Source organism: Sorangium sp. So ce362 (assembly GCF_051519845.1).
GTDB lineage: Bacteria > Myxococcota_A > Polyangia > Polyangiales > Polyangiaceae > Sorangium.
On sequence record NZ_CP150332.1, the window covers coordinates 11,171,535 to 11,195,329 of the forward strand.

At 70.7% G+C, this 23,795-nt stretch carries 13 protein-coding genes; 9 read left to right on the forward strand and 4 right to left on the reverse strand.

What is annotated here, in order from left to right:
* Positions 1 to 28 precede the first annotated feature (28 nt).
* A complete protein-coding gene (locus tag WMF17_RS42875; protein WP_437646657.1) occupies positions 29 to 5,359 on the reverse strand; it encodes a hypothetical protein in 5,331 nt (1,776 codons plus the stop codon).
* Positions 5,356 to 7,104: an ATP-binding protein gene (locus WMF17_RS42880; protein WP_437646659.1), complete on the reverse strand. Its 1,749-nt coding sequence runs from the start codon at positions 7,102 to 7,104 to the stop codon at positions 5,356 to 5,358. Before WMF17_RS42880 ends, WMF17_RS42875 begins: the two co-directional genes overlap by 4 nt.
* A gap of 648 nt (positions 7,105 to 7,752) precedes the next feature.
* Here WMF17_RS42880 and WMF17_RS42885 point away from each other — a divergent pair.
* Positions 7,753 to 8,505 (forward strand): hypothetical protein, encoded by a 753-nt coding sequence (locus WMF17_RS42885; protein ID WP_437646660.1) that lies wholly within the window; start codon positions 7,753 to 7,755, stop codon positions 8,503 to 8,505.
* Between the two features lie 89 nt (positions 8,506 to 8,594).
* On the opposite strand, the gene WMF17_RS42890 is transcribed toward WMF17_RS42885, so the two are convergent.
* Positions 8,595 to 8,960 (reverse strand): hypothetical protein, encoded by a 366-nt coding sequence (locus WMF17_RS42890; RefSeq protein ID WP_437646662.1) that lies wholly within the window; start codon positions 8,958 to 8,960, stop codon positions 8,595 to 8,597.
* A gap of 62 nt (positions 8,961 to 9,022) precedes the next feature.
* Complete coding sequence (locus WMF17_RS42895; protein WP_437646664.1) at positions 9,023 to 13,108, reverse strand: restriction endonuclease fold toxin; 4,086 nt, start codon at positions 13,106 to 13,108, stop codon at positions 9,023 to 9,025.
* Positions 13,109 to 13,304: 196 nt separating this feature from the next.
* On the opposite strand from WMF17_RS42895, the gene WMF17_RS42900 reads away from it, so the two are divergent.
* The 8 genes from WMF17_RS42900 to WMF17_RS42935 all read left to right on the forward strand — a co-directional run bounded on the left by WMF17_RS42900 (position 13,305) and on the right by WMF17_RS42935 (position 23,584).
* Positions 13,305 to 16,208 (forward strand): type I restriction endonuclease subunit R, encoded by a 2,904-nt coding sequence (locus WMF17_RS42900; RefSeq protein ID WP_437646665.1) that lies wholly within the window; start codon positions 13,305 to 13,307, stop codon positions 16,206 to 16,208.
* The gene (locus WMF17_RS42905; protein WP_437646667.1) at positions 16,205 to 17,788 is read left to right on the forward strand and encodes a restriction endonuclease subunit S; all 1,584 of its coding nucleotides are present in this window, start codon (positions 16,205 to 16,207) and stop codon (positions 17,786 to 17,788) included. Before WMF17_RS42900 ends, WMF17_RS42905 begins: the two co-directional genes overlap by 4 nt.
* A complete protein-coding gene (locus WMF17_RS42910; RefSeq protein WP_437646669.1) occupies positions 17,785 to 18,930 on the forward strand; it encodes a hypothetical protein in 1,146 nt (381 codons plus the stop codon). Before WMF17_RS42905 ends, WMF17_RS42910 begins: the two co-directional genes overlap by 4 nt.
* Positions 18,931 to 19,014: 84 nt before the next feature.
* A complete protein-coding gene (locus WMF17_RS42915) occupies positions 19,015 to 19,965 on the forward strand; it encodes a hypothetical protein (protein WP_437646671.1) in 951 nt (316 codons plus the stop codon).
* Positions 19,962 to 20,381 carry a type II toxin-antitoxin system VapC family toxin gene (locus WMF17_RS42920; protein ID WP_437646673.1) on the forward strand — a complete coding sequence of 140 codons (420 nt, stop codon included), beginning with the start codon at positions 19,962 to 19,964 and terminating at the stop codon, positions 20,379 to 20,381. Before WMF17_RS42915 ends, WMF17_RS42920 begins: the two co-directional genes overlap by 4 nt.
* Positions 20,382 to 20,400: 19 nt before the next feature.
* A complete protein-coding gene (locus WMF17_RS42925; protein WP_437646675.1) occupies positions 20,401 to 21,921 on the forward strand; it encodes an N-6 DNA methylase in 1,521 nt (506 codons plus the stop codon).
* 80 nt (positions 21,922 to 22,001) lie between these two features.
* A complete protein-coding gene (locus tag WMF17_RS42930) occupies positions 22,002 to 23,057 on the forward strand; it encodes an AAA family ATPase (RefSeq protein WP_437646677.1) in 1,056 nt (351 codons plus the stop codon).
* On the forward strand, positions 23,054 to 23,584 hold the full coding sequence (locus tag WMF17_RS42935) for a hypothetical protein (RefSeq protein ID WP_437646679.1): 531 nt from the start codon (positions 23,054 to 23,056) through the stop codon (positions 23,582 to 23,584). The genes WMF17_RS42930 and WMF17_RS42935 overlap by 4 nt, the downstream gene beginning before the upstream one ends.
* Positions 23,585 to 23,795: the final 211 nt, after the last annotated feature.

Below are 23,795 nucleotides of genomic sequence, written 5' to 3' on the forward strand. Positions count from 1 at the left end.
GGGCCCATGCGACGCCGGTCGGCGCGCGCTACCTCATCGAGCGCAGCAGGTGGTCGAGCGCCCGGCGCTCCTCCGCGTCGGTGACCGACTTCAGCGCGCGGTTCACCTCGCCGACGGCGGCCGCCGCCAGCAGCGCGACGGCCGCGGGATCGGGCGCGCCGCGCGCGCGCAGCCACGCGAGCGCTTCGTGCTCGGTGTTGATGACGATGTGGCTCCGGCTGGCCTCGTAGCGGACCGGCCTCCCCGAGCGGCTCTCGACGACGGCGCGGACCGGGGAGCCCTCGAGGCCCATCCTCGCGATGGCCTCGCGGAGCGCCGCGGCGAGCGGGCCCTCGGCCGTCGCGCCCGGCCGCTCGGCCGCGGCGCCGAGCAGCGTCGCCGCCTCGCCGCCGATCAGGCCGCGCACGCTGCGCCACAGCGCGCCGACCCAGGCGCGTGCGCCGCTCGCGTCGAGCGCGCCCGCGGGGGCCTGGGCGCCGGATGCGCCCGCGGGAGCCCGCACACCGGCGGCGCCCGCGGGAGCCTCGTCGCCGGTCGCGCCCGCCGGAGCCTCGTCGCCGGCGGCCCCGGAGGCGCCCCCGACCGCCGTCGCGGCGCCCCCGACCTCCGCCGCGACGGCGCCGACCGAGGCCGGCGGCGCCGCGGGCGCGCCGAGCTCGCGCAGCGCGCCGGGGGCGGCCCGGTGGCGCAGCACCTCGACGAGCGGCGAGCCGTCGTCGAGCAGCACGAACGCCGGCGTCCCCTCCGGGAAATCGCCGTCCGCGCTCCCGCGGCGATCGGTGATCCACAGGCAGCCGCTCGCCGCGAGCTCGGCGCGGACCGCCGCCGGGCCGACGATCTCCCCGCCGGCGGTCGGCGCGGCGAGCCTGCCGCCGGAGAGGCGGCCGAGCAGGTGCAGGTTCCACAGGTACGGCGCGGCGGCCGTCTCGTCCGAGAGCTCGGCCGCCATGGAGGCCGCCGCCTCCATGGCGAGCTCCGCGACGGCCTCCCAGCGCTCCTCCTCCAGCGGCCACACGAGGAGCATCCCCTCGACCGGCGCGAGCCCGACGACGCCGCCGGCCCCCGCCTCGGCGAGCAGCGCGCGCGGCGTGAAGCCGCCGGGCGCGGCGACGTCGCCGCCCTCGAGGATCTCCGCGGAGGGCGCGCCGACGAGCACCCGCGGCGCGCGGGGCCACCGCGCGGGCAGCCAGAGCGCGCCGGTCACGAGCAGCGGCCGGGGCCGGGCGACGGCGGCGTCGAGCCACCGCGTCGCGAGCGCGTCCTCGGGCGGCGCGAGCCGGCCGCGCAGCCACCGCGCGGTCGCGTCGCGCACCGCCTGCCGGAGCCTCGCCGCGTCCGCGCCCGTCCTGAGCCCGTCGAAGGCGCGGTTCGGCTCGAGCGCGTCGTCGTTGACGGCCGCGCACAGGGGCCACCCGCTGCCGGCGCCGATCGCGCAGAGCGGCCGGCGCCCGACGTGCACCGCGATGCCGGCCGCGCCGGCGTGCTCCGGGGCGAGCAGGCCGATCTCGCCGTGCGCGGTCTGCGCGCCCTCCTGCTGGGCGAAGGGGAAGGCGGCGAAGCACGCCGCGCGCGCGGCCGCGTCGAGGCCGATCACGGTGAGGGGCGGCGCCGCGAGGCGCTCCTCGGTCGCGCGATCGCGCGCGACGGTGTCGGTGATGTCCTTGACGAGCACGGCCGTCGCGAGCTGCAGCCGCTCGGGCCTGCTCAGCGTGAGGACCGGCCGCTCGTAGCGCTGCTGCGTCGGGTAGGGCGGCGGCGTCGAGGTGCACAGCCACTCGGCGCGCGGGTCGCGCCGGAGGTCGTCGAGCGACCGGTGGGTCCCCTCGATGTCGGGGAAGAGCGGCGCGCCCGCGGCGCCCGCGACGACGCGCTTGCCCTGGGCGAGCGTCCGCAGGAGCGCGCGGCGCGTGTGGCTCCGGGCGAACGGCGGCAGCTCGTCGAAGCGGGGCGCGAGCGAGATCAGGTGGCGGCCCGCGCCCTTCGCGAGGCGCGCCAGCAGCGCGCGCACCTTGTCCCGCGGCGGGTCCGCCGCGCCGGCGCGCGCAAGGATCCGCAGCGGGATCGGCAGATCCACGTCGACGCGCCGCTCGGCGCCGTCGGGGTCGATGAAGCGCGCGTCCGACTCCGGCCCTTCGATGATCTCGAGCTCACCCTCGAGATCCCGCACGCCGAGCGCGGCGAGGCTCACCCGCAGGCTCGGGTGCGGCGGCGCGCCCGGCAGCGCCGGCGGGGCGCGCGGCGCGCCCGCGGCGTCGCCGCGCGCCCTGGGGTCCTGCTGCGTCCTCTCGGCGCGCTTGAGGCGGCCCTGCTCGATGGAGGCGCGGAGCCGCCGCGCCGGCAGCCCGCCTTGCGCTGGGAGGGCGCGGCCGCCGGCCCACCGCAGGAGCGCCGCGCGCTCGCGCGGCTCGCGGACGACGAGGGGGTGCCAGGCGAGCGTCTCGAAGCCGGGCGCCTCGTCGAGCACCGGGATCGGCGCCGGCGGCGGGTGCGTCCTGTCGAGGCTCTCGAGCGAGCACGCGACCTCCCGGCCGCGCGGATCGAGCATCACGAGCAGCGGCAGGCGCCGGATGCGCGCCGCGAGCTCGCCGAGGGCCGCCTCGACGGGCGCGCTCCGGGCTCGCTCCGCGAGCGCCCGCGCGCTCTCGAGGAGGTAGGCGATCAGGCGGGCGTCCGGTCGGCCGCGGTGGCGGAGCGGGTCGCCGCGCAGGCCGAGCCGCGCGCGCGCCGCGGCGTCGCCCTCCAGCGCGGCCACGAGCGCCTCGCAGAGCGCGCGCTCGATCGCGTGGACGGCGGCGTCGTTGCGCGGCGACAGGAGGCTGTTCCAGGCCCTGCCCGGCACCGCCGCGTCGTCGTCGATCGCGACGGCGGCGGGGCCGAGGAGCGGCGTCGCGGCCTCCAGCGTGGCGAGCGGCTGGGACGCGTGGTGCCACACCTCGACCATCGCGTCGCCGGGCGTGGCGAGGGCGAGGAAGCCGGGGCCGGCGACCGCGAGGACCGGCGCGGGGGCTTCGCCTCTCGGCGCGACCTTCTCCAGCGACGCCGCGAGCGCGCGCCGCCGCGCCGGGCCCCGCGCCGCGAGCTCGTCCTCGCCGAGGAGCCCCGGCGCGTAGGGGACGAGCTCGCACCCCGGGAGCGCGGCGGCGAGCCAGTCGAGCTCGCGCTGCGAGGCGGCGAGCACGGGCCGCCGGTCGGCCGCGCGCCCCCGCGCATCGGGCGGCGCGGTGCAGAGGCCGCGCGTCGCCCGGGCGAGCGAGGCGAGGCCCTTCAGGCTCAGGAACCGGCCTGTCCCGAGCGTGGGCCAGAGCCGCGCCTCCAGGAGGCCGCCGAAGCGCGACGGCGCGAGGTCGTCCACGTCGCGCCCGTGGCGCCGCCCGGCGCCGCCCCGGCGCCCCTGTCTGCGGTCGGGCGCGCCGAGGCGCTGCGGAGCGCAGAACATCGTGCCGATCGCGGCGCGCAGCAGGCCCCTCAGGCGAGCGAGCTCGCTCTCGGGCTGCGGCGCGCCCTGGTGCGCGGCCCTCGGACCGAAGCGTCGCCGCGCCTCGGCGTCGGCCGCGGCGAGCGCGACCCCCAGGGCGTGGCGGACCGCGCGCCAGAAGCGCGCGTCGCGCTCGACGCCGTCGTACGCGAAGCGCGGCCGCACGCGCCCCTCCCACGCGAGCGCGATCTCGACCGGCAGGGGGACGGCGGCGGGATCGAGCTCCACGGTCTCGAGGTGCCGCCCGTCCACGAACACCCGGACCTCGGCGCCCCTCCTCGGCTCGCCGTCGTCGGCGAAGACGGCGAGCTCGCCGCGCAGGCCGGCGAGCGTCCCCTCGTCCACGTTGAAGGCGGCGCGGAGCGCGTGCTCGGGGGCGGGCGGCACCACGGGCTCGCCGGTCGCGTGCAGGAGGAACGCCCTGCGGCGCCCTGCGCCGAGCTTCGCCTGCTCGAGCATCGCCTCCGCGTCGGCGAGCGGGAGCCCGGCGAGCGCGCGCTCGACGACCCCCCCGTGGCTCCAGATCACGTCGTGGGCCCAGGGGGAGAGCTCCTCCGGGAGCCTCGCGTCGCCGCGATGGAGGAAGAGGGGCGACGCGTCGCGCGCGTCGAGCGACGCGAGCGACACCGGCCGCCCGTGTCCGTCGCGGAGCAGCGGGAGCTCGTGCACGGCCCGCGCCTCGGGGGCCAGCCTGGCGCCTGCGCGCGCCGCTCCGGTCGCGACGCACGCGAAGGCCGCGAGCGCGTCCTCGAGCCGGCCGCGGTCCTCGTCGACGACGAGCACGCCCTCCGGGATCGCGCCCTCGCCGTGGAGGAGGGCGGTCAGCGCCTCGAGCGCGTCGAGCAGCGCGCCGCCCGCCGCCTCGCGGAGCCGCGCGCGGAGGGGCGCGTCCTCGCGCAGCGCCGAGCGCGACGCGTTGGTGGGCAGCTCGTCCGCGTCGACGACGAGGCGGACCGGGAGCTCGACGCCCTGGTAGGGCGCCGAGGGGAACCGCGGGTCGAAGCTCCAGCGCTCGCGGACGAGCTGCACGCCGTGCTCGAGGTAGTCGACGACAGGGAGGCCGGAGAGGGGGGGAGAGAAGGGCGCGGGGAGGGGCGTCATGGAGAGGGGCGTCGAGAGAGGCGCAGAGAGGGCCGGCCCGCCTGCGGGATCGCGCAGCGCGACGATCTCCAGCGCGGCGCGGCGCGCGCCGTGCACGTGGAAGGGCACGCGCATGAGCACCGCGGGCTTGCCGCCCGGGGGTGCGCGGCGGAGCGGCTCGCCGGCGAGGGCGATCGGGATCGAGAAATCGCCGGTGGCCGCCGCCAGGTGGGCCAGCTCTGGCGGGGTGTCGCCGGTGATGGCCCGGCGCAGCACCGACCAGCCGAGCCGCCGCCGCACCTCGACGCGCAGGCCGGCCGCGGGCATCCCGGGCGGCCTCGGCACCTCGTCGCAGGCGGGGGCGGCGGCCGGCGCGAGGGCGCCTTCGGGCGCCTCGAGCAGGGCGGGCGTGAAGCGCACGCGCGTGCAGGTCGCCTCGGCTCTCTCGCCGGACGGCCCGCGGCCGGTCGTGAGCAGGTCGACGCGCGCCGGGCGCAGCCCGAGCGCCGCGTTCACGCCGAGCGCGAGCAGCCGGAGGCGCCGGGACGGCGCGTCGGGCGCGGCGTTGAGCACGTGGTCGAGGAGGCGCGCCAGGACGGGCGCGTCGGGCGGCTCTCCGTCGAAGGTCAGGACGACGTCGTCGGCGTCGTACTGGAGGTCGATCTGCGTCGCGCCGCCGGCCGCGGCGGCCCGGACGAGCTCGAGCAGGTAGAGGTCGAGGTCGACGAGCAGGTGTTCCCTGAGCTTCTGGACGGCGCGGCGGGCATCGACGCGGATCGCGCCGCGGGCGACGACGCGGCTCATCTCGGGAGCCCTCTTGGCGCGCCTGCGAGGGGCGGCGGGTTCGCCGCGAGGTCGAGGAGCCGGTCGCTGTCCTCGGGATCGAGCGGCCCCTTGGCCTCGACGAGCAGCGCGCGGGCGAGCAGGTTGCCGGCGGTCACGGGGTCGACGGCGGCGCGCCTGCGGGCGAGCGCCACGGTGTCGCTGGCGACGTTGAGGTAGAGGGCGTGCCGTGGCCCGAAGCGCGCCGCGCGCCGCACGACGTCGCGCGCGGCGTGGCAGCTCTGCTCGGGCCCGCCGCGCTCGCCGCCTGCGGGCAGGAGGATCCCGCCGCGCTCGCGGAGGGCGCCCTCGATCCGGCAGAGGCTCACCCGGGCGACCCCGTGCCGGGCGCGGGCGAGCGCGTCGGCGACCACCTGGAGCAGCGGCGCGTCGGCCGCGCGGGCGCTCTCCGGCTCCTCGCGCACGCGCAGGTAGGCCGCGCGCGCCTCCTCGATGCGCGCCGTCGGGAAGCACCGCTTGAGCAGCGCGACGGTGGCGGGGTGGTTGCACAGCACGACGGGCAGGCCGTCCTGCGCCATGGCCTCGGTCAGCGCGCCGGGCCGCTCGGCGACGAGCAGCGGCTCGCGCCCTCGCGCGAGCGCCCGCAGGCCGGCGCGTATCCGGTCGCCCGCGACGGCGCTCGCGAGCGGGAACGGGATCTCGTCCGGATCGAGCGCGGTCGGCGGCGACAGCGCCGCCTCGAGCATCGCCGCGTACGCGGCGGCGGCGCCCTCGCCGGCGGCGGCGCCTGCTGCGGCCTGCGGCAGGCGCGCGGCGAGCTCGCGCCGGAGCGGCCCTTTGACGAGCTCGCGCACGCGGGCGAGCGCTTCCCAGAAGGCGTCCTCGCGGCGCACGTTGTCGCGGCTCAGGGTGTGCTGGAGGTGCGGGCTCATCACCTTGAACCGCACGCCCGAGAGCCCGCTGAAGAGCTCGTCCGTGGTCTCGAACAGGGTGAGGCCGCGGTTGTAGAAGCCGGCGAAGCTCTGGCCGTGCTCCGCGGCGGGCTCGCCGCCTCTCTGCTGTGCGAGGTGCTGAGCGCCGGCGGAGGGGCCGACAACGAAGGTCGTCTCCTCCTCGACGGCGGTCACGGAGACGGGCGCTGCGACGGAGAGCGGGGTATCGATGCGCTCGACGCTTGCGCGTGCGTTGCCTTCGTGGTCGGCGATGCTGAGGGCGATCTCGCACCTGGCGTGGCGGCACCAGCGGCGGAGCGCCGCCTGGGCGCGGCGAGCGTGTTCCACGAACGCCTCCCGGCTGAGCCGCTGGATGAGGGTCACCCGGGTGCCGCTGCCCTGGCGCGGGCCGGCGTCCTCGAGCTCGTAGCTCGTGTCGCTGCGCAGCCGGAGGCGCCATGCCTGTCCGTCGCGCCACGTCTCCACGTCGACCTTTTCTGGCTGGATGGCGAGCACCGAGACGAAGCCGACGCCGTATTTGCCGATTTTGCCGGGGTCGTCTTCCTTGGACGAGCTGAAGAGGGTGAGCAGCGGTCCCTCGATGTCCTCGCGGCTCATGCCGCACCCGTCGTCGGCGACCGAGGTGGCGCACGCGTCGGGCAGCGTCTCGACGCGCACGGCGATCTTCCGCGCGCCGGCGTCCATGCCGTTCTGGACGAGCTCGCGGAGGAAGGCGTACGGGTCGGCGAACTGCTGCACCATGTCCGCCACGGGGCCAGGGGGCGGCGCCGGGGGCGCGGCGTCGGGGGCGCGGAAGGATCGGTACGGGTCCATGCGCGCCTGCGAGGCTATCACACGGGGGAGGTGGGCCTCCGGGGCTGCTCGACGCAACCACCATGCCTCGCCGCTGGGGCATCAGGGCTGCTCGGCGCAACCACCGCGCCTCGCCGGCGGGGCATCAGGGCTGCTCGACGCAACCACCATGCCTCGCCGGCGGGGCATCAGGGCTGCTCGACGCAACCACCATGCCTCGCCGGCGGGGCATCAGGGCTGCTCGACGCAACCACCATGCCTCACCGGCGGGGCATCAGGGCTGCTCGACGCAACCACCATGCCTCGCCGGCGGGGCATCAGGGCTGCTCGACGCAACCACCATGCCTCACCGGCGGGGCATCAGGGCTGCTCGACGCAACCACCATGCCTCGCCGGCGGGGCTCCGGCATGCTCCTCGCTACATGCTCGTCTCGTCGCCGAGGCGCCGGGGTGCTCGCCGCGACCTGTTCGCCTCGCCACCGGGGCGCGAGGGAGGCTCGTCGCCACCTCCTCGCCTCGCCGGTGGGGCTCCGGCATGCCGGCGAGGGCTCCTGGGCTCCTCGCGCCGCCGTCGGCACCACGCCATCTCGCGGTCGGCTCACCCGAGGAGCACACTTCCGACGGTCGGGGCAGCTCGACGCCGCTGCCGGCGTGGCTATCCTCGGCCGGATGCAATCACTCACGCTGTCCGATCTGAAGCTCGGACTCACCGACCTGCTCGACAAGCGTAAATCGGCGCTCCTGCGCTCCAGCTCCGGCAAGACGTACGAGCCGATGCTCGCGAAGAAGCTGGAGGAGATCTCGGCGCTTCCGCCCGTCGTGATCGGAGGGAAGGCGCTCGCGGCGGAGCTCGAGGAGACCGACGTGGAGCATGACAGCTTCGGCAAGGCGATCTGGCACCTGACCGAGGCGTACCTCCGGCACCCGCAGATCTCGCCGGAGAGCGCCGCCGCGGCGACGCGGATCCGCCGCGCGTTCATCCCTGCGCTGTCCGAGCTCAAGGCGAGCTACGCGGACGAGGCCAGGGCGGCCATCGAGCGCAAGAAGCTCCTCAAGCAGCACAAGGCCGATCTGGAGCGCTTCCCTGTCGCCGACGGGGAGACGCTCCATGACTGGATCAGCGGCTTCCTCGACGCCGGCGAGCGGCTCCACTCCATGCTCAGCGATCGTGCGGACGTGAAGGAGACCTCGCGCAAGGGCGCGGGGGCGCTCCGCGCCGCCACGATAGGCCTCCTCTCCCGCCTGCGGGCGGGCCTCACGGACGAGGTCGAGCACAACCCGAAGCTGCCGTCCGACCTCGACGCCCAGGTGTTCGGCTATCTGGACGAGCTCCATATCCCCCGCGCCGCCGCGGCCAGGGTGAAGAAGAAGAGGGCCGTGACGGAGGCGCCCGCGCCGCCTGCGCCGCCCGACGCGTTCTAGATCGCAATCGACGGAAAGGATGATCCTGCACAGTCTCAGGTGGAGCAGACGGGCGATCGCGATGAACGGGACAGGTTCATCAAGAAGTCTCAGGGTGAGTCCGGAGCTGGCGCTCTTTCCTCGGTCAATACGTCAGAGTCGATCCTGTAAATGATGCAGATCTCCCCGTCTTCGCCTCGCGCATGGAAATATCCTGAAAGCTCCACCTTCAGGAGCGCCAGGTCGCGGATCGTGTCGCAGAGCAATCTCAAGCCTTCCTCTGTGACATCGGCGCCATAGAACAGATAGCGTGTCCAGTTGATGGGCTCATCGCTCCAGCACCAGCCCTTCATGTAGAGCCGCTCTTTGTCATGGCGCTGCCACCGTTCGCGAAGAGTGGTGATGGTATGTACAACCTCCGAGAAGTCGTTGGGCGATACTTCTAGCCAGCCACGAACCGAGTAAAAATACGACATGGTGCGTCTCTAGGGATGCTTGGATCGCTGATTCGTGCCAGTTTCTGTTTGGTTCGCCGGTATCAAGAGGAGCATTTCCCCTGTGCCGATGGGGGTAGGCCAACACGCACTTCGGCGCCCTTGCCCTCGATGTAGCTCCGTACTTCGGGGTGTGGTTCCTCTTTGAACCAATAAGCCGTCTTTTTGCCGTGCTCGTCGGCGAGGCGGACCGTTTCCTTGATCTGGTTTCTCGTGCTCTTGCTGAGGAAGTTCTTTGGCTTTTCGACCGCGGTCGGTGAGTCCTTCGCCTGGATGAACTCTGCGGATGTTACCGAGTCGATCTCGCGCCCCTCCACGATCTGAGAGGTGCCTCCGCTGATTCTTCTGACCTCTTCCTCCCACGCCTTTCCTGCCTCTCCGAGGACCTTGCCCTTGGCAAGCCCGAATGGATCGATATGCGTGGTCGGGCTTCCGTCAAACGTGAACAGGTGTCGGCCTCCGGCTGCTCCAAGCGGATCCGGGCTGCACCACCCCCCCGTCTCGGGATCGAAGAACCGGAAGCGCGTATAGCAGAACCCCGTCTCGTCATCGGCGTACTGCCCCAGCAACCGGAACGGAGACTCCACGGGGGTCCTGTGGTTGAGCACGCTGGTGGAGTCGCGCCACACGTCGGCGAGCTTGCCCCAGGCCGAGTGCGCCGCCGCCCACGCGACGAGCCCCCGTGGATCGAGCAGCTCCTTGGGGGTGCCGAGGTGGTCGTTGATGTACGTGAGGACGCGCCCGTCCTGCTGCTGGAGCAGCGGCACGAACGTCCCCGGCGCGTGCACGAAGGTCCGCGTCCCCCGCTCGCTGTCGACGTCGGCCGCGAGCACATCCCCGTCCCACACGAACTCCACCCCGCGCGGTCGGCCCACCAGGGCCGTGGTGATCACCTCCTTGCGCACCCGCCGTCCGAAGGCGTCATAGGTCATGGCGACCCGGGTGCCATCCGGCAGCCTGGCCTCGCGCAGCCGGTCGCGGCAGTCCCAGGTGTACCGGGTCATGTCCTGCTCGGTCGCGGCCCCGCCGTGCGGGTGGTTCTCTCGGTAACGCGCCAGCTCGACCTTGGCCGTGCGCCGCCCGCGCGCGTCGACCTCGTAGGCCGCCGTCTCGGTCCTACGCAGCACGCCGCCGGGCTCAAGCCGCCATGACGGCTGCATCCAGTCCTGCGCTTGCGCCGGCAGCCCCCGGTCGTCGCGCCCGGCGAGTTCCTCGAGCATGCGCGTGATCGACCCTGCTGGATCATATGTAAACACCTCGCGCCGCGCCCCACGCTGGGCGGACAGCAGCCGATCGACGCGGTCGTACCTGTACGCCGTCGCCCCCCAGCGCGCGTCGTCGATGCGCTCGACGCGCCCGCGCGCATCATAGAGCCACTGCCGCGCCACAAGCACCTTCGGCACCCCCGGCGCCGGCGCCGTCGCGCGTTGCTCGATGAGCCGGTCCATCGCGTCGTAGGTGCTCCGCACCGCGATCGCCGCCGCGCCGTCGTCCTCGCCCAGCTTGCCGCTCGTCCGCTGGATCTCCCGCCCGAGCACGTCGCGCTCGAACGCCACGCGGTGACCGTCGTGCTCGACCGCGCTCAGCGCATCGAGCGCGTCGTACGCATACCGCGTCCTCGCCCCGTCCGGCATCACGCGCTCGGCGCGCCGGCCGCGCGCGTCGTACGCGTACCGCACGGCCTTGTCGCCCTGCCGCTCGCACACGATGCGGCCGAACCCGTCGCGCTCGAACCACGTCTCGATGCGTTGCCCGCCTGCCTCCTCGAGCACGGCCCCGAGCAGCCGCCCCATCCGGTCGCGCGCATAGCCGATCACGCCGTCCGGCGTTTCGTCGCCCGTCAGGTTCCCTGCGCGGTCGTAGAACAGGTTGCGCCACGTCCTGTCCGCCGCGAGCTCGATGCGCCCGAGCCGCCCCGAGCTGCGGTAGCCGTAGCGCAGCGTGCGCCCGTCGAAGGTGTCCTCTTGCGCCACCCGGCCCGCGTCGTCATAGCGGAAGACGTACCGCTCCCCCTTGGGGTTGGTGATGACGTGCAGGCGCTCCTTGCTCGTGTACTCGAACCCCCACACGCCCCCGCCGGGCTCGATCACCTGCGCCAGCACGCCCGTGCCCTGGTAGGCGAGCTGAGTCGTCTGCCCCAGCGCATCCACCAGGCGCACCGGATTGCCCACGCGGTCGTAGGTCGCGACGGTCCTCGTCCCGTCCGGCCGCTCCACGCGGACCGGCCGCCCCATCCGGTCGTAGGTCACGCGCGTGGTCCGCCCCAGCGCGTCGGTCTGCGCCACCGGCCGGCCCATCCCGTCATGCGCGACCACAGTCCGCGCGCCGCGGGCGTCGGTCTCGGCGACGACGTTGTGCTGCGCGTCGTGCTCGTAACCGGACAGCTGGCCGTCGTGCCCGTACACGCCCGTGACGCGTCCGCACCCGTCGCGCGCGAATGAGTACGCCTCGCCGGTCGGAAACAGCACCGCGCTCACCTCGCCGCGCGCGTCGCGCATCACCTGGGTCACCAGCCCCTCGGGGCTGATCTGCCGCACCATCTGGTCGTCCTCGACCTCCCACCGCGTCTCGTTGCCGAGCGCGTCCACCTCGCGGATGGCGTTGCCGCGCGCGTCGTACCAGGTCTGCACGCCCTCGCCTGCGCCGTTCGTCTCCGCGACAAGGCGCGCATCCTCGTCGTACGCCCGCTCCCACAGCACCGTCCCGTCGGGCAGCGCCGCGCGCGTCACAAGGCCGTCGGCGTTCCAGGTGTACACGCGCGGCTCCTCGGCGCGGATCTCGGTCGTCCTCGCCCGCTCGTCGCGGCGGAGCTCCACCTCGTGGAGCCCGTCCCGCCCGCCGGTCTTCCGGCAACGGTAGCCGTCGCGGTCCTCGTAGGCGTACCAGAACCGCTCGCCGTTCTTCAGCGTCGTCGCCGTCATCCGGTGGCGGACATCGACCTCGTACGCCTCCACGCCGCCCATCGCATCGACCGCCGCGATCAGGCATCCTGCGCGGTCGTAACGGTACTCGACCCACTGCTCCAGCCGCCGCTCCGCCCACAGCTCCAGGCGCGTGATCCGCCCCTTCTCCCATCGCACCTTGAGCTCTCGCCCCGCCGTGTCGACCATCCGGACGAGCCGCCCGCCCTCGTCGTAGCTCAGCCGGATCTCATTGCCGTGGACATCCCGGATCGCACGCAAGAGCGCCTTCGCCGATCCGCCCTCCGCCGCGAACACCCGCACGAGCCGCGTGTCGAGCTCCACCATGCGGTACTCCCGCGCGCCGTCGCGATGGAGCTCCAGCCGCTCGCGCCGGTGGAATGTCCTCTCGCCGGGCTCCACCTTGTCGAACCAGATCCACCGCCCCTCGCCATCCCGCAGCGCGAGGACTCGCTCTCCCTCTTCAACCCACTGATCGTACGAAAAGGCCCATCCAGGCCCCAGCGCCGCGTCTCGCTCCTCGTGACGCGACGAGCGGTAATGGCGTGCCCACACGAGCGGGATCCTCCCCGAGGCCGCGATGTCCGTCGCCGCGTCGACCACCGCGCCGTCCGTCACGTCGACCGGGTGCCCCTCGGTTGTGCACTGGTCCACCGGCGGCGACGACGACTTCCCCGCCTTCGCCCCCTTGTGGCTGCCCCCGCCGCCGCCGCCGCCACCGCCGCCCGGCGCGCTCGGCCCGCGTCCGCCCGGCGCGCCCGCGCCGCCGCCACCCCCGCCGCCGCCCGCGCCCCCGGCGCCGCCGGCCCCGCTCGCGCTCGTCCCGGCGCCGGCGGTGACCGACTTGTTCATCTGCCCCATGCTGCCGGTGATCCCGGCCATCCCGAGCTCGATGAGCACGTTGGGCGCCCCGAGCCACGGGAAGCACGGACCGCCCGTGTTGAGGCTCAACATCTCCTTCAACGTGCCCGGCTCGTTGCCGTGACACGCTTTCATGCACCCGCCGACCGTCAGGATCTTCCTTCCTTCGATCTTCGTCCGCATCGGCGGATCGATGACCCCTTCGGCCACCGTGCCCATCGTGGGATAAGGGATCGGCAGCGGGCTCGGCGCGGCCGGCGTCGTGCACACGCTCACCGCCATGCCCGTCATCTGGTGGCCCGATCCCTCGTGGACCGTGTCCAGCCCGAGCGCCGTCACCTTCCCCATGACCGGGCATCATCGCGTGTAATCTCGCACACCGTCAAGGCGACCGTACCCCGGCGCCCCTGCCGCGGGCGGTGCGTCCCGGCTCCGTTCTCCTACCGGCGTATCCTCCCGGCAGCTTCGCTGCCGAAGCGCCGTGTGCCGACACACAAGCATCGACGCCGCCCTGCCGCCTTCGTTACGCTCCCCGATCCAGCCCATGACTCGCCCTGAAGATGCCGCACGGAAGACCATCGACGAAGCGCTGACCGCTGCCGGCTGGGCCGTGCAGGACAGGCAGGCGATGAACCTCGATGCGGCGCGTGGCGTCGCCATCCGGGAGTTCCCGCTGAAGCGCGGTCACGGCTTCGCCGACTACCTGCTCTATGTCGATGGAGAGGCGGTCGGTGTCATCGAGGCGAAGGAGGTAGGCACCACGCTCACCGGGGTGGAGGGGCAGACCGAGAAGTATTCCGCCGGGCTCCCGGACCACCTGTCAGCGCCGGTGCGGCCTCTGCCGTTTCTTTACCAGTCCACCGGGGTCGAGACGGCGTTCACCAACCGTCTCGACCCCGATCCACGCAGCCGCTGCGTGTTCCACTTCCACAAGCCCGAGACCCTGAGCCGCTGGATCACGTCGGAGCCGGTGTTTCTGCCGCGCGTCGACGGGCGTCCCGATCCGCTCAGCCAGCGTCCCGCGTCGTTCCGCGCGCGGCTGCTCACGTTCCCGGACGTGCCCGAGGCAGGCCTGCGAACGGCGCAGGTGCGCGCGGTGCGCAACCTCGAGGTGTCGCTCCGGGACAACCGGCCTCGGGCCCTCCTCCAGATGGCCACCGGCGCGGGGAAGACCGTCGCGGCGATCACCTCGATCTACCGGCTGATCAAGTTCGGCGATGCGAGCCGGGTGCTGTTCCTCGTCGACCGCGACAACCTCGGGCGCCAGGCGCTCAAGGAGTTCCAGCAGTACGTGACGCCGGACGATGGCCGGAAGTTCACCGAGCTGTACAACGTGCAGCGGCTCACCTCGAACAAGCTCGATCCGGTGGCGCGTGTCGTCATCACCACGATCCAGCGCCTGTACTCCATGCTGAAGGGTGAGGCGGACCTCCCGCCCGAAGCGGAGGAGCTCGGCCTCGTCAGCCTGAGCGAGATGCTCGGGGAGCCCGTGCCGGTCGCTTACAACCCGGCGCTCCCGATCGAGGCGTTCGACGCGATCTTCGTCGACGAGTGCCACCGCAGCATCTACTCGCTCTGGCGGCAGGTGCTCGAGTACTTCGACGGTTTCCTCATCGGCCTCACGGCGACGCCCGCGAAGCAGACCTTTGCCTTCTTCCGCCAGAACCTCGTCATGGACTACGACCACGAGCGGGCCGTGGCCGACGGCGTGAACGTCGATTACGACATTTACAAGATCCGCACCCGCATCACGGAGAAGGGCGCCACGGTCGAGGCCGGTCCTGAAGAGGTCGTCGGCCGGCGCGACCGGCAGACGCGCAAGCTCCGGTGGGAGTTGCTCGACGACGACCTCACGTACGACGCCGCCGCGCTCGATCGCCAGGTGGTCGCCCTCGATCAGATCCGCACGGTGGTCCGCACCTTCCGTGACAGGCTCTTCACCGAGATCTTCCCCGGCCGGCGCGAGGTGCCGAAGACGCTCGTCTTTGCCAAGGACGACAGCCACGCCGACGACATCGTGCAGACCCTCCGGGAGGAGTTCGGCAAGGGGAACGAGTTCTGCGAGAAGATCACCTACAAGACGGGCACCGCACGGATTGTCGAGAAGCGGCTCGGGCCTGACGGCAAGGAGACCGAGGTTGTCACGTACAAGTCGAACGGGCTCAAGCCGGAGGACTTGCTCTCGTCCTTCCGCAACAGCTACAACCCGCGCGTCGTGGTCACGGTCGATATGATCGCGACGGGCACGGACGTGAAGCCGCTCGAGATCGTGATGTTCATGCGGGCGGTGAAGAGCCGGAACTTCTTCGAGCAGATGAAGGGCCGCGGCGTGCGCGTCATCAACCCGACGGATCTCCAGGCGGTCACGCCGGACGCGCGCGCGAAGGATCGCTTCGTGCTGGTCGACTGCGTCGGTGTCTGCGAGACGGATCTCATCGACGCGCTCCCGCTCGAGAAGAACCGCACGGTGGGGTTCGAGAAGCTGCTCGAGGCGGCGGCGCAGGGGAGCACGAAGGCCGACGTGCTCTCGTCGCTCGCCGGCCGGCTGGCGCGCCTCGACCGGCGCATCGGCGCGGAGGAGCGGGCCATGCTGGCGAAGCTCGCCGGGGGCCGCACCCTGGCGGAGATCAGCGCGAAGCTCGTCGAGGCGCTCGACCCCGACGCGCAGGCCGAGCGCGCCCGCGTGGTCGCCGGGCTGTCCGCGGGCGCGGCGCCGCCCGCGAGCGTCCTGGAGAAGGTGACCAAGGAGATGCTGCGCGACGCGGTGCAGCCGCTCCGCGCGAGCCCGGAGCTGCGCCGGGCGCTCACCGACGTGAAGAAGAGCTTGGAGCAGACGATCGACGCGGTCACGAAGGACGAGGTGACGGCGGCGGGCTTCTCGGACGAGGCGAAGGAGCGGGCGAAGGCGCTGACGACCACGTTCGAGGCGTTCTGCCAGAAGCACCGGGACCAGATCACGGCGCTCCAGATCCTCTACAGCCGGCCGCACCGGCAGCGGCTCAAGCCGGAGGACGTGAAGGCGCTCGCCGACGCCATCAAGGCGCCGCCGCGGCAGTGGACGCCGGAGGTGCTGTGGCGGGCGTACGAGACGCTGGAGCGGGACAAGGTCCGCGGGGTGGGGTCGGGGCGGCTGCTCACGGATGTGGTGTCGCTGGTGCGGTTCGCGCTGCACCAGGAGGAAGAGCTTGTGCCCTTCCGCGAGCGGGTGCAGGAGCGGTTCGAGCGGTGGATGACGCAGCAGGCGAACCAGGGGCGACGGTTCTCGGCGGAGCAGCGGGCGTGGCTGGAGGCGATACGGGATCACATGGCGGCGAACCTGGAGATCTCGGTTGACGATTTCGAGTATGCGCCGTTCGCCGGGATGGGCGGGGTGGGGAAGGCGGCGAGGGTGTTTGGGGCGGAGCTGGAGAAGGTGATGGAGGAGCTGAACGAGGTGCTGGCGGCGTGATAACAAGCAAGCTGCCGCCTGGATGGGCGTGGGCCACGGTGGGTGAGCTATTGGCGGAGCGCCCATCCAATGGGCTTTCTGTCAAAGGTGCCGATCAGCCGCCTGGCGTGCGTGCGCTGAAGCTGAACGCTATGCGCGACTGCGGCTTTGATTACTCCGCTGTTCGCTATCTGCCAGTGGAGAGTGCGGATGTCGAGGGTCTTCAGGTAAAGGCGGATGATTTCTTCGTGTCGCGTGGCAACGGGAGCCTTCACCTGCTCGGGCGTGGAACTCTGGCCGGTACGCCGCCGTTTGCCGTTATCTTTCCTGACACGATGATTCGATTTCGTTTCGCGGCTCCGATCGTGCAGACTCGATGGGTGCCTACGATATGGTCGTCGCCCGAAGTTCGAGGACAGCTAGAACGGAAGGCGAAGACTACGGCGGGCATTTGGAAGCTCTCGCAGGAAGACGTCACTTCCGTGAGGATCGGCGTACCACCGCTGAATGAACAAAGAAGCGTTGTCGCAGCAGTTGAGCAGCACCTCTCGGACGTTGATGCCGGGGTGGCCTCACTCGAGCGGGTGCTCGCGAAAGTGAAGCGCTACCGCGCAGCCGTCCTCAAGGCTGCATGCGAGGGGCGGCTGGTGCCCACCGAGGCCGAGCTCGCGAAAAAGGAGGGGCGCGAGTACGAGCCTGGCGATGTGCTGCTCCGGCGTATCCTCCACGAGCGCCGCGCGCGGTGGGAGGCGGATCAACTCGCGAAGATGAGCGCTAAGGGGCAGGTGCCTCGCGACGAGCGATGGAAGGCGAAGTATGAGGAGCCGCCGGCGCCGAGCAGGAGCGAATTGCCGGAGCTTCCGGAAGGATGGACGAGGACTCGCCTCGGGCAGATCACGAGCTTGGTCACGAGCGGGTCACGCGGCTGGGGGGACCGGTATTCCGATGTCGGTCCGCTTTTTATTCGCGCACAGGATATCAAGACCGATTGTTTGGTGCGTGAAAATATAGCGCGTGTGGATCTGACTGGAAGCGAGGAGGGAACACGTACCCGTATCAAAAGGGGCGATCTGCTCGTCACCATCACTGGTGCTAACGTTACGAAGACAGCCAGTGTGGTCGTGGAGTTAGGGGAGGCATACGTAAGCCAGCACGTTGGACTTGTTCGGCCAGCTCTGGTCGAGAGCGCCGCGTTTCTCCATGCATGGATCGTGTCACCAGCGCACGGGCGTCGGCGACTGGAGCGAGTTGCATACGGAGCGGGAAAACCGGGTCTCAACCTCGATAATCTTCGCGAACTCCCCGTCGCGTTTCCACCCCTCTCGGAACAAGGTCGCATTCTGGCCGAGGTCGATCGCCTCCTCTCTGTCGCTGACGAAGTCGAGCAATCCGTCCGAGCCCAGCTCGCCCGCGGGCGGCGCCTCCGCCAATCCATCCTGAAGCACGCCTTCGAGGGCAAGCTCGTCCCGCAAAATCCGAACGACGAGCCGGCGAGCGTGCTGCTCGAGCGCATCCGTAGCACTCAGAACACGGCCGAACGCAAACAGCCGCGGCGTCAGCCCCCGCGTCGGCGTGCCTCGGAGACGGAGGTAGAACCTTGACCTACTGGCTGGGCAGCTTCAACGGTACCACCTACGCAGAGTTCCAGAAAGCCGAAGCCAAGGTACTAGGCTTTCGCGCGGGCGCACAGAACGAGGCGGCATTCAAGAGGATCAAGCCCGGCGATACAATCGTCGGCTACATCACCGGAGTCGCACGCTGGGTCGCGGTGCTCGACGTCATCGGGCCCAGCAAGGCGAAAGCGAAGATCTGGAAGGACGACGTCTTCCCCCTTCGACTCGACGTGCAGCCTCGGATCCTGCTCAAGCCGGAGCATGGCGTGCCGCTCGATGACCTGGAGGGGCGCGTGGACTTCTACGCGGACGCCTCCTTGAAGGGCACATTCAAGGGCTTCCTGCGCAAGTCGCCGAACCGCTTCCAGCGCGACGAGGACGGCGCGCTCATTGTGAAGCTGATAGAAGGCGCGCGGAAAAAGCCCGTCTTTCGAGCCGTCCCGGCCTGGAAGCTCGCACGGAAGCTCCGGTATTACGTCGAGCAAGGCGAGGGAGGCCAGAAGATCGAGGCGCACGTCACCGTGCCCGAGCCCGAGGAGCCGCCCGCGCCGCTGCACGACGCGAGGGAAGACGAAGGGCCCACGGCGACCACGCGGCACACCGAGATCCAGTGGACGCTCCTTACGCTCGGCGCCGAGATGGGCCTCGACGTGTGGGTTGCGCGCAACGATCGCTCTCGCACGTGGAAGGGCAAGAAGCTCGGCGAGCTGTCGCGCATGGCCCAGAAGCTCCCCACGCAGTTCAACGAGGTCACGACGCGGACCATCGAGGTCATCGACGTGCTCTGGCTGAAGGGCAACTCCATCGTCGCGGCTTTTGAGGTCGAGTGCACCACGTCCGTCTACTCCGGCCTGCTCCGGATGTCGGATCTCCTGTTCCTCCAGCCGAACCTTGATATCAAGCTATACCTTGTCGCGTCCGAGGAGCGCCGCGACAAGGTCGAGCAGGAAATCCAGCGCCCGACCTTCTCGTTGCGCGAGAAGGCCCTTCCCAAGGTGTGCGGCTTCCTGCCGTTCAACAAACTGTGCGAAACCGTCGAGGGTATCCGTAAGCTTCAGCTCGCATCGTCCCTCCAGCCGAACTTTCTCGAGAAGGTGGCGGAGTACTTCGCTCAGCAGCCGGACACCTGACGCTCCGCCGTGCACGGCGGCGCCCATTCGCGCTATCCTTCTCCAGCCGGTTCCGGCCGAGCCACGATCCCGAAGGAGCCCGCCGTGCCCATCGTCCACCACGCCATTCGCCTCTCCAGCCCCAAGCGCTTCGGCCATCGCGTGCCCCCCGCCCCGCTGGGCGTCGCCCTCAAGCAGGTCGACGCTGCGGTCCGACGCTCCGTCCTGATGGCCTTCGAGGGGCGGAGCGTCACGACCGGACGGCCTCGGGCCTGGTTCAACGCCGCCTGCGATATCCGGCTCGTCGATGTCGAGGGCAACGACGATACGACCCTGCACTTCGAGGCCCCGGAGCTGGGCGAGGCCGCCGCGGAGCTCTACCTCCAAACGGAAATGTGGCCGACCCGGCCTCCTCCCGGATGGACAGGGTTCGACGTGCTGGCTGGGGTCCTCCAGGACGTCGGCGCCGGCAACTCCGACAGCGAGCGCTTCGATCGACCCCTGCTCCAGCACCTTGTTCACTTCGGCCGGCTGCTCGAGTCCGGCTTCAATGCGCTCCGTGTCGAGGAGCACCGGACGGGCGTTCCCGGTGAGGCCGTGCTGGACCGGGCCACCGTCGAGACCGCAAGAAAGCTCAGCGCATCCACGCCAAGAACCCAGGCCGTGCGGATCGCTGGACTGCTCGACATGGTTCGGGTGAGCACCCAGTCCTTTGCCATCAAGCTCGATGACGGAGAGGAGATCCGGGGCGTGCTCACTGCGGGGAGCGTCGACGCAGCCGGCGTGCTCCTGAACCGTCGAGTCCTGGTCCATGGTCGGGCGGTGTACCGCCCTTCCGGGCGCATCCTTCGGCTAGACGCCGAGAGGATCGACGATGGGGAGGGGGTCTCCGGTTTCTGGTCGAAGGTCCCCAAACCCATCTTCGGTCGTCGCATCGACCAGCGAGCTCTCTACAGGCCGCAGACCGCAACTACCGGCGTCAACGCGATCTTCGGAAAATGGCCGGGTGACGAGACGGACGAGGAGTTCGACCAGGCAATCAAAGAGCTCTCATGACCGGGCTCGTCCTCCTCGATACTGTGATCATCCTCCATCTCGTGCGGGGGAACGAGATTGGCAGACGGATCGACGCGGCGATGGGCCTCGGCGAGCGCGCCGAGCGCCCGCTCATCTCGATCGTCACGGTGGGCGAGGCGCTTGGCTTCGCGCAGTACCGCGGCTGGGGTGGGGACAAGACAGGGCGTTTGTGCGCTTACCTGGAACAGTTCGTGCCGATCGATGTCAACGACGAGGCCGTGTTGGAAGGCTACGCCGCGATGCACGCATACCTGGTACGAAAGGGAAGGAAGCTGTCCGACAATGACATCTGGATCGCCTCATGTGCTCGGGCCGCATCCGCTACCCTGATCACGACGGACAAGGACTTCGACCCACTTCACGGCGAGTTCATCCAGCGCGTCTACTTCGAGTGAAAGACAAGGCCCCCCGAAAGTGTCGAACCCCTCCGCTCAGATCGTCCAGAAGCTCTGGTCCTACTGTAACGTCCTGCGCGACGACGGCCTGTCCTACGGCGACTACGTCGAGCAGCTCACGTTCCTCCTGTTCCTCAAGATGGCGCACGAGCGCACGCAGCCGCCGTGGAACCACAAGCCGTTCATCCCGGCCGGTCACGACTGGCCAGCGCTGCTCGCCAGGGACGGCGACGCGCTCGAGGTCCAGTACAGAAAGACGCTGGACCACCTCGGCCGGCAGCCGGGCATGCTGGGGCTCATCTTCCGCAAGGCGCAGAACAAGATCCAGGATCCGGCGAAGCTGCGCCGCCTCGTCGCGGATCTCATCGACCGCGAGCAGTGGACGACGCTCGACGCCGACGTGAAGGGCGACGCCTACGAGGGGCTCCTCGAGAAGAACGCGCAGGACACCAAGGGCGGCGCGGGGCAGTACTTCACGCCGCGCCCGCTGATCCAGGCCATCGTCGAGGTCATGCGCCCGGGGCCCGACGACACGATCTGCGACCCGGCCTGCGGCACGGGCGGCTTCCTGCTCGCGGCGCACGACCGCATCGTCCGGACGCACCCGAGCCTGACCCGCGACCAGAAGAAGCACCTGAAGCTCGGCGCGCTCCGCGGCGTCGAGCTGGTCCCCGGCGTGACCCGGCTGTGCGCGATGAACCTGCTCCTCCACGGCATCGGGCCGAGCGCCGACGAGGGGCAGCCGCCCATCGAGACCCGGGACAGCCTCTCCGCCGATCCGGCCTCCCGCTACTCCATGGTCCTGACGAACCCGCCGTTCGGGAAGAAGTCGAGCGTGATGGTCCTCACGGAGGAGGGCGACGAGGGCCGCGAGGCGCTCACGGTCACCCGCGAGGACTTCTGGGCGACGACGAGCAACAAGCAGCTCAACTTCGTCCAGCACGTGAAGACCCTCCTCGCGATCCACGGACGCGCCGCCGTGGTGGTCCCCGACAACGTGCTCTTCGAGGGTGGGGCAGGGGAGACGATCCGCCGCAAGCTGCTCCACGACTGCGACGTCCATACGTTGCTCCGGCTTCCCACAGGCATCTTCTATGCGCAGGGCGTGAAGGCGAACGTGCTCTTCTTCGACAAGAAGCCCGCCAGCGAGAAGCCGTGGACCAAGAAGCTATGGGTCTACGACCTCCGCACGAACCAGCACTTCACGCTGAAGACCAACCCGCTCTCGCGCGCCGATCTCGACGACTTCGTCGCTTGCTACAAGCCCGGCGAGCTGCACAAGCGGCGGGCGACGTGGTCGGAGAAGAACCCGACCGGGCCGTGGCGCGCCTACGAGTACGCGGAGCTGATCGCCCGGGACAAGTGCAGCCTCGATGTCTTCTGGCTGAAGGACGAGAGCCTTGAGGCCTCCGAGAACCTCCCGGCGCCCGACGTGATCGCCGGGGAGATCGTGGAGGACCTGCGGGCCGCCCTGGAGCAGTTCGAGGCGGTGGAGGTCGACCTGAGGGCGCGAGCGTCGGCCGGGAGCACCTCGCCGTGATGAGCTCCCTGCGCGCCGACCTCTGAGCTACCCTGCCGCCGTCGCCGTTCCGCACCATCAACGAGGAGCCGGGGAGAGCCATGAAGGTTCAGCACCTGCACATGAAGCAGTTCAGCGCGTTCGAGGACGTCGAGCTCGCCTTCTCACCGGGCATCAACGTCTTCCTGGGCACCAACGCGACAGGGAAGAGCCACACCATGAAGGCGCTCTACTCCCCGCTCAAGACCCTCGAGCAGGAGGGCTCCGTCATCCCGCTGGATCTGCGACTGCACGAGAAGATGGCCAATGTCTTCAGACCGGACGACGCGTACATGGGCAGGCTCGTCCACCGCCGCAAGGGACAGGGCAAGGGGTTCATCACCATCCGCGGCGCGACGGGCGACGTCGCCGTCGTGCTGAACACGAAGGGCAAGCAGCAGGTCGAGGTCAAGAGCGCGACCTGGAAGACCGAGGCGCCCTCGATCTTCCTCCCGACGCGCGAGGTCCTCGCGATGTTCGAAGGCTTCATTCCTGCGTACCAGGAGCGCAAGCTCTCGTTCGATGAGACGTACTACGACGCCTGCATCGCGCTCAGCCAGGCGGCGCTGCGCGGACCCCGCTCCGAGGAGGCGAAGGCGCTGATCGAGCCGATCGAGGTCGCGCTCGGCGGCAAGGTCTCCCTCCAAGGAGGCCGCTTCTATCTGTTGCGCAAGGACGGGAGCATGGAGGCGCACCTCGTCGCCGAAGGGCTCCGCAAGATCGCCGGTCTCGCCCACATGGTCTCGAACGGCTCGCTGACGACGAATGGCATCCTCTTCTGGGATGAGCCCGAGGCGAACCTGAATCCGCAGCTCGTCTCGCTGGTCGTCGACATCCTCCTCGAGCTGGGCAAGCGCGGCGTCCAGGTCTTCGTGACGACGCACGATTACCTGCTGTCTCACAAGCTGTCGCTCCTCTCCGAGTACCGGAAACAGCCCGATGTTCCGATCCGGTTCTTCGCGTTCCACCGGAAGGAGGCGCACGGCCCGGCGCTCGTCGATGCCGGCGATACCCTGGCCGATCTGCCGACCAACCCGATCCTCGATGAGTTCTCGCGCCACTACGACTTCGAGCGCAAGCTCTTCGATGAGGCTTCCAGCGAGGGCTCCGCGGCATGAGCTTCGTCCATGACGAGGGCAAGCTCCGGTTCGCCTTCGACGGCGACTGGAGGATCCTGAAATGGGACGACCACGGGGCGTATGTCGGCGGGCTACAAAGGTTTCAGGAGACCAAGGCGGTCGACTTCTTCGGTGTCTATCTCGGTGAGCCTTACTTCATCGAGGTCAAGGATTTCTGCGGCCACCGGATAGAGAACAAAGCCCGCCTGTCGAGCGGGGAGCTCGCCCGAGAAGTCGCGTACAAGGTGCGGGATACGGTCGCGGGCATGGTGTGGGCCTGCGGCCGCTCGCCGATCGACGGCGGCGAGCTACGTGGCTTCGTGCGACCGATCCTCGATCGCGCCAAGAAGGTTCCCGTCGTGCTCTGGCTCGAGGAAGAGCGCCCGCCCGAGCCCGCGCTCGCGTCAGCGCTTGGCGAGGCCATCAAGCGCGAGCTCATCTGGCTCAATCCGAGGGTCCTGGTCACTTGCCGCTCTCTGGTCCAAGCCGCCCCCGTCCATGGCCTCGTCGTCACGAGCCTATCGTGACGTGAGCCCGAGCCCCACCACCCTTCTCACCACCTCTGCGCCGCTCCTGTCCACGTAAGTCGAAACACCGTCGCTCCCGATTCACCTCGCTCTACATCATGGAGGAGTGAGCTGCCCCGCCATCTTGTCGCGTAAGCCGGCATGCCAGTGCCGCGAATCGCCCGGCAGCCCTTCCCCGGGGTGCTTCGTCCACGTTATATTCCCCCTTCTC

Excerpts from the sequence above, each read along its gene's own strand:
- WMF17_RS42875 (WP_437646657.1), bottom strand. The coding sequence starts at position 5,359 with ATGAGCCGCGTCGTCGCCCGCGGCGCGATCCGCGTCGATGCCCGCCGC.
- WMF17_RS42880 (WP_437646659.1), bottom strand. The coding sequence starts at position 7,104 with ATGGACCCGTACCGATCCTTCCGCGCCCCCGACGCCGCGCCCCCGGCG.
- WMF17_RS42885 (WP_437646660.1), top strand. The coding sequence starts at position 7,753 with ATGCAATCACTCACGCTGTCCGATCTGAAGCTCGGACTCACCGACCTG.
- WMF17_RS42890 (WP_437646662.1), bottom strand. The coding sequence starts at position 8,960 with ATGTCGTATTTTTACTCGGTTCGTGGCTGGCTAGAAGTATCGCCCAAC.
- WMF17_RS42895 (WP_437646664.1), bottom strand. The coding sequence starts at position 13,108 with ATGGGGAAGGTGACGGCGCTCGGGCTGGACACGGTCCACGAGGGATCG.
- WMF17_RS42900 (WP_437646665.1), top strand. The coding sequence starts at position 13,305 with ATGACTCGCCCTGAAGATGCCGCACGGAAGACCATCGACGAAGCGCTG.
- WMF17_RS42920 (WP_437646673.1), top strand. The coding sequence starts at position 19,962 with ATGACCGGGCTCGTCCTCCTCGATACTGTGATCATCCTCCATCTCGTG.
- WMF17_RS42930 (WP_437646677.1), top strand. The coding sequence starts at position 22,002 with ATGAAGGTTCAGCACCTGCACATGAAGCAGTTCAGCGCGTTCGAGGAC.
- WMF17_RS42935 (WP_437646679.1), top strand. The coding sequence starts at position 23,054 with ATGAGCTTCGTCCATGACGAGGGCAAGCTCCGGTTCGCCTTCGACGGC.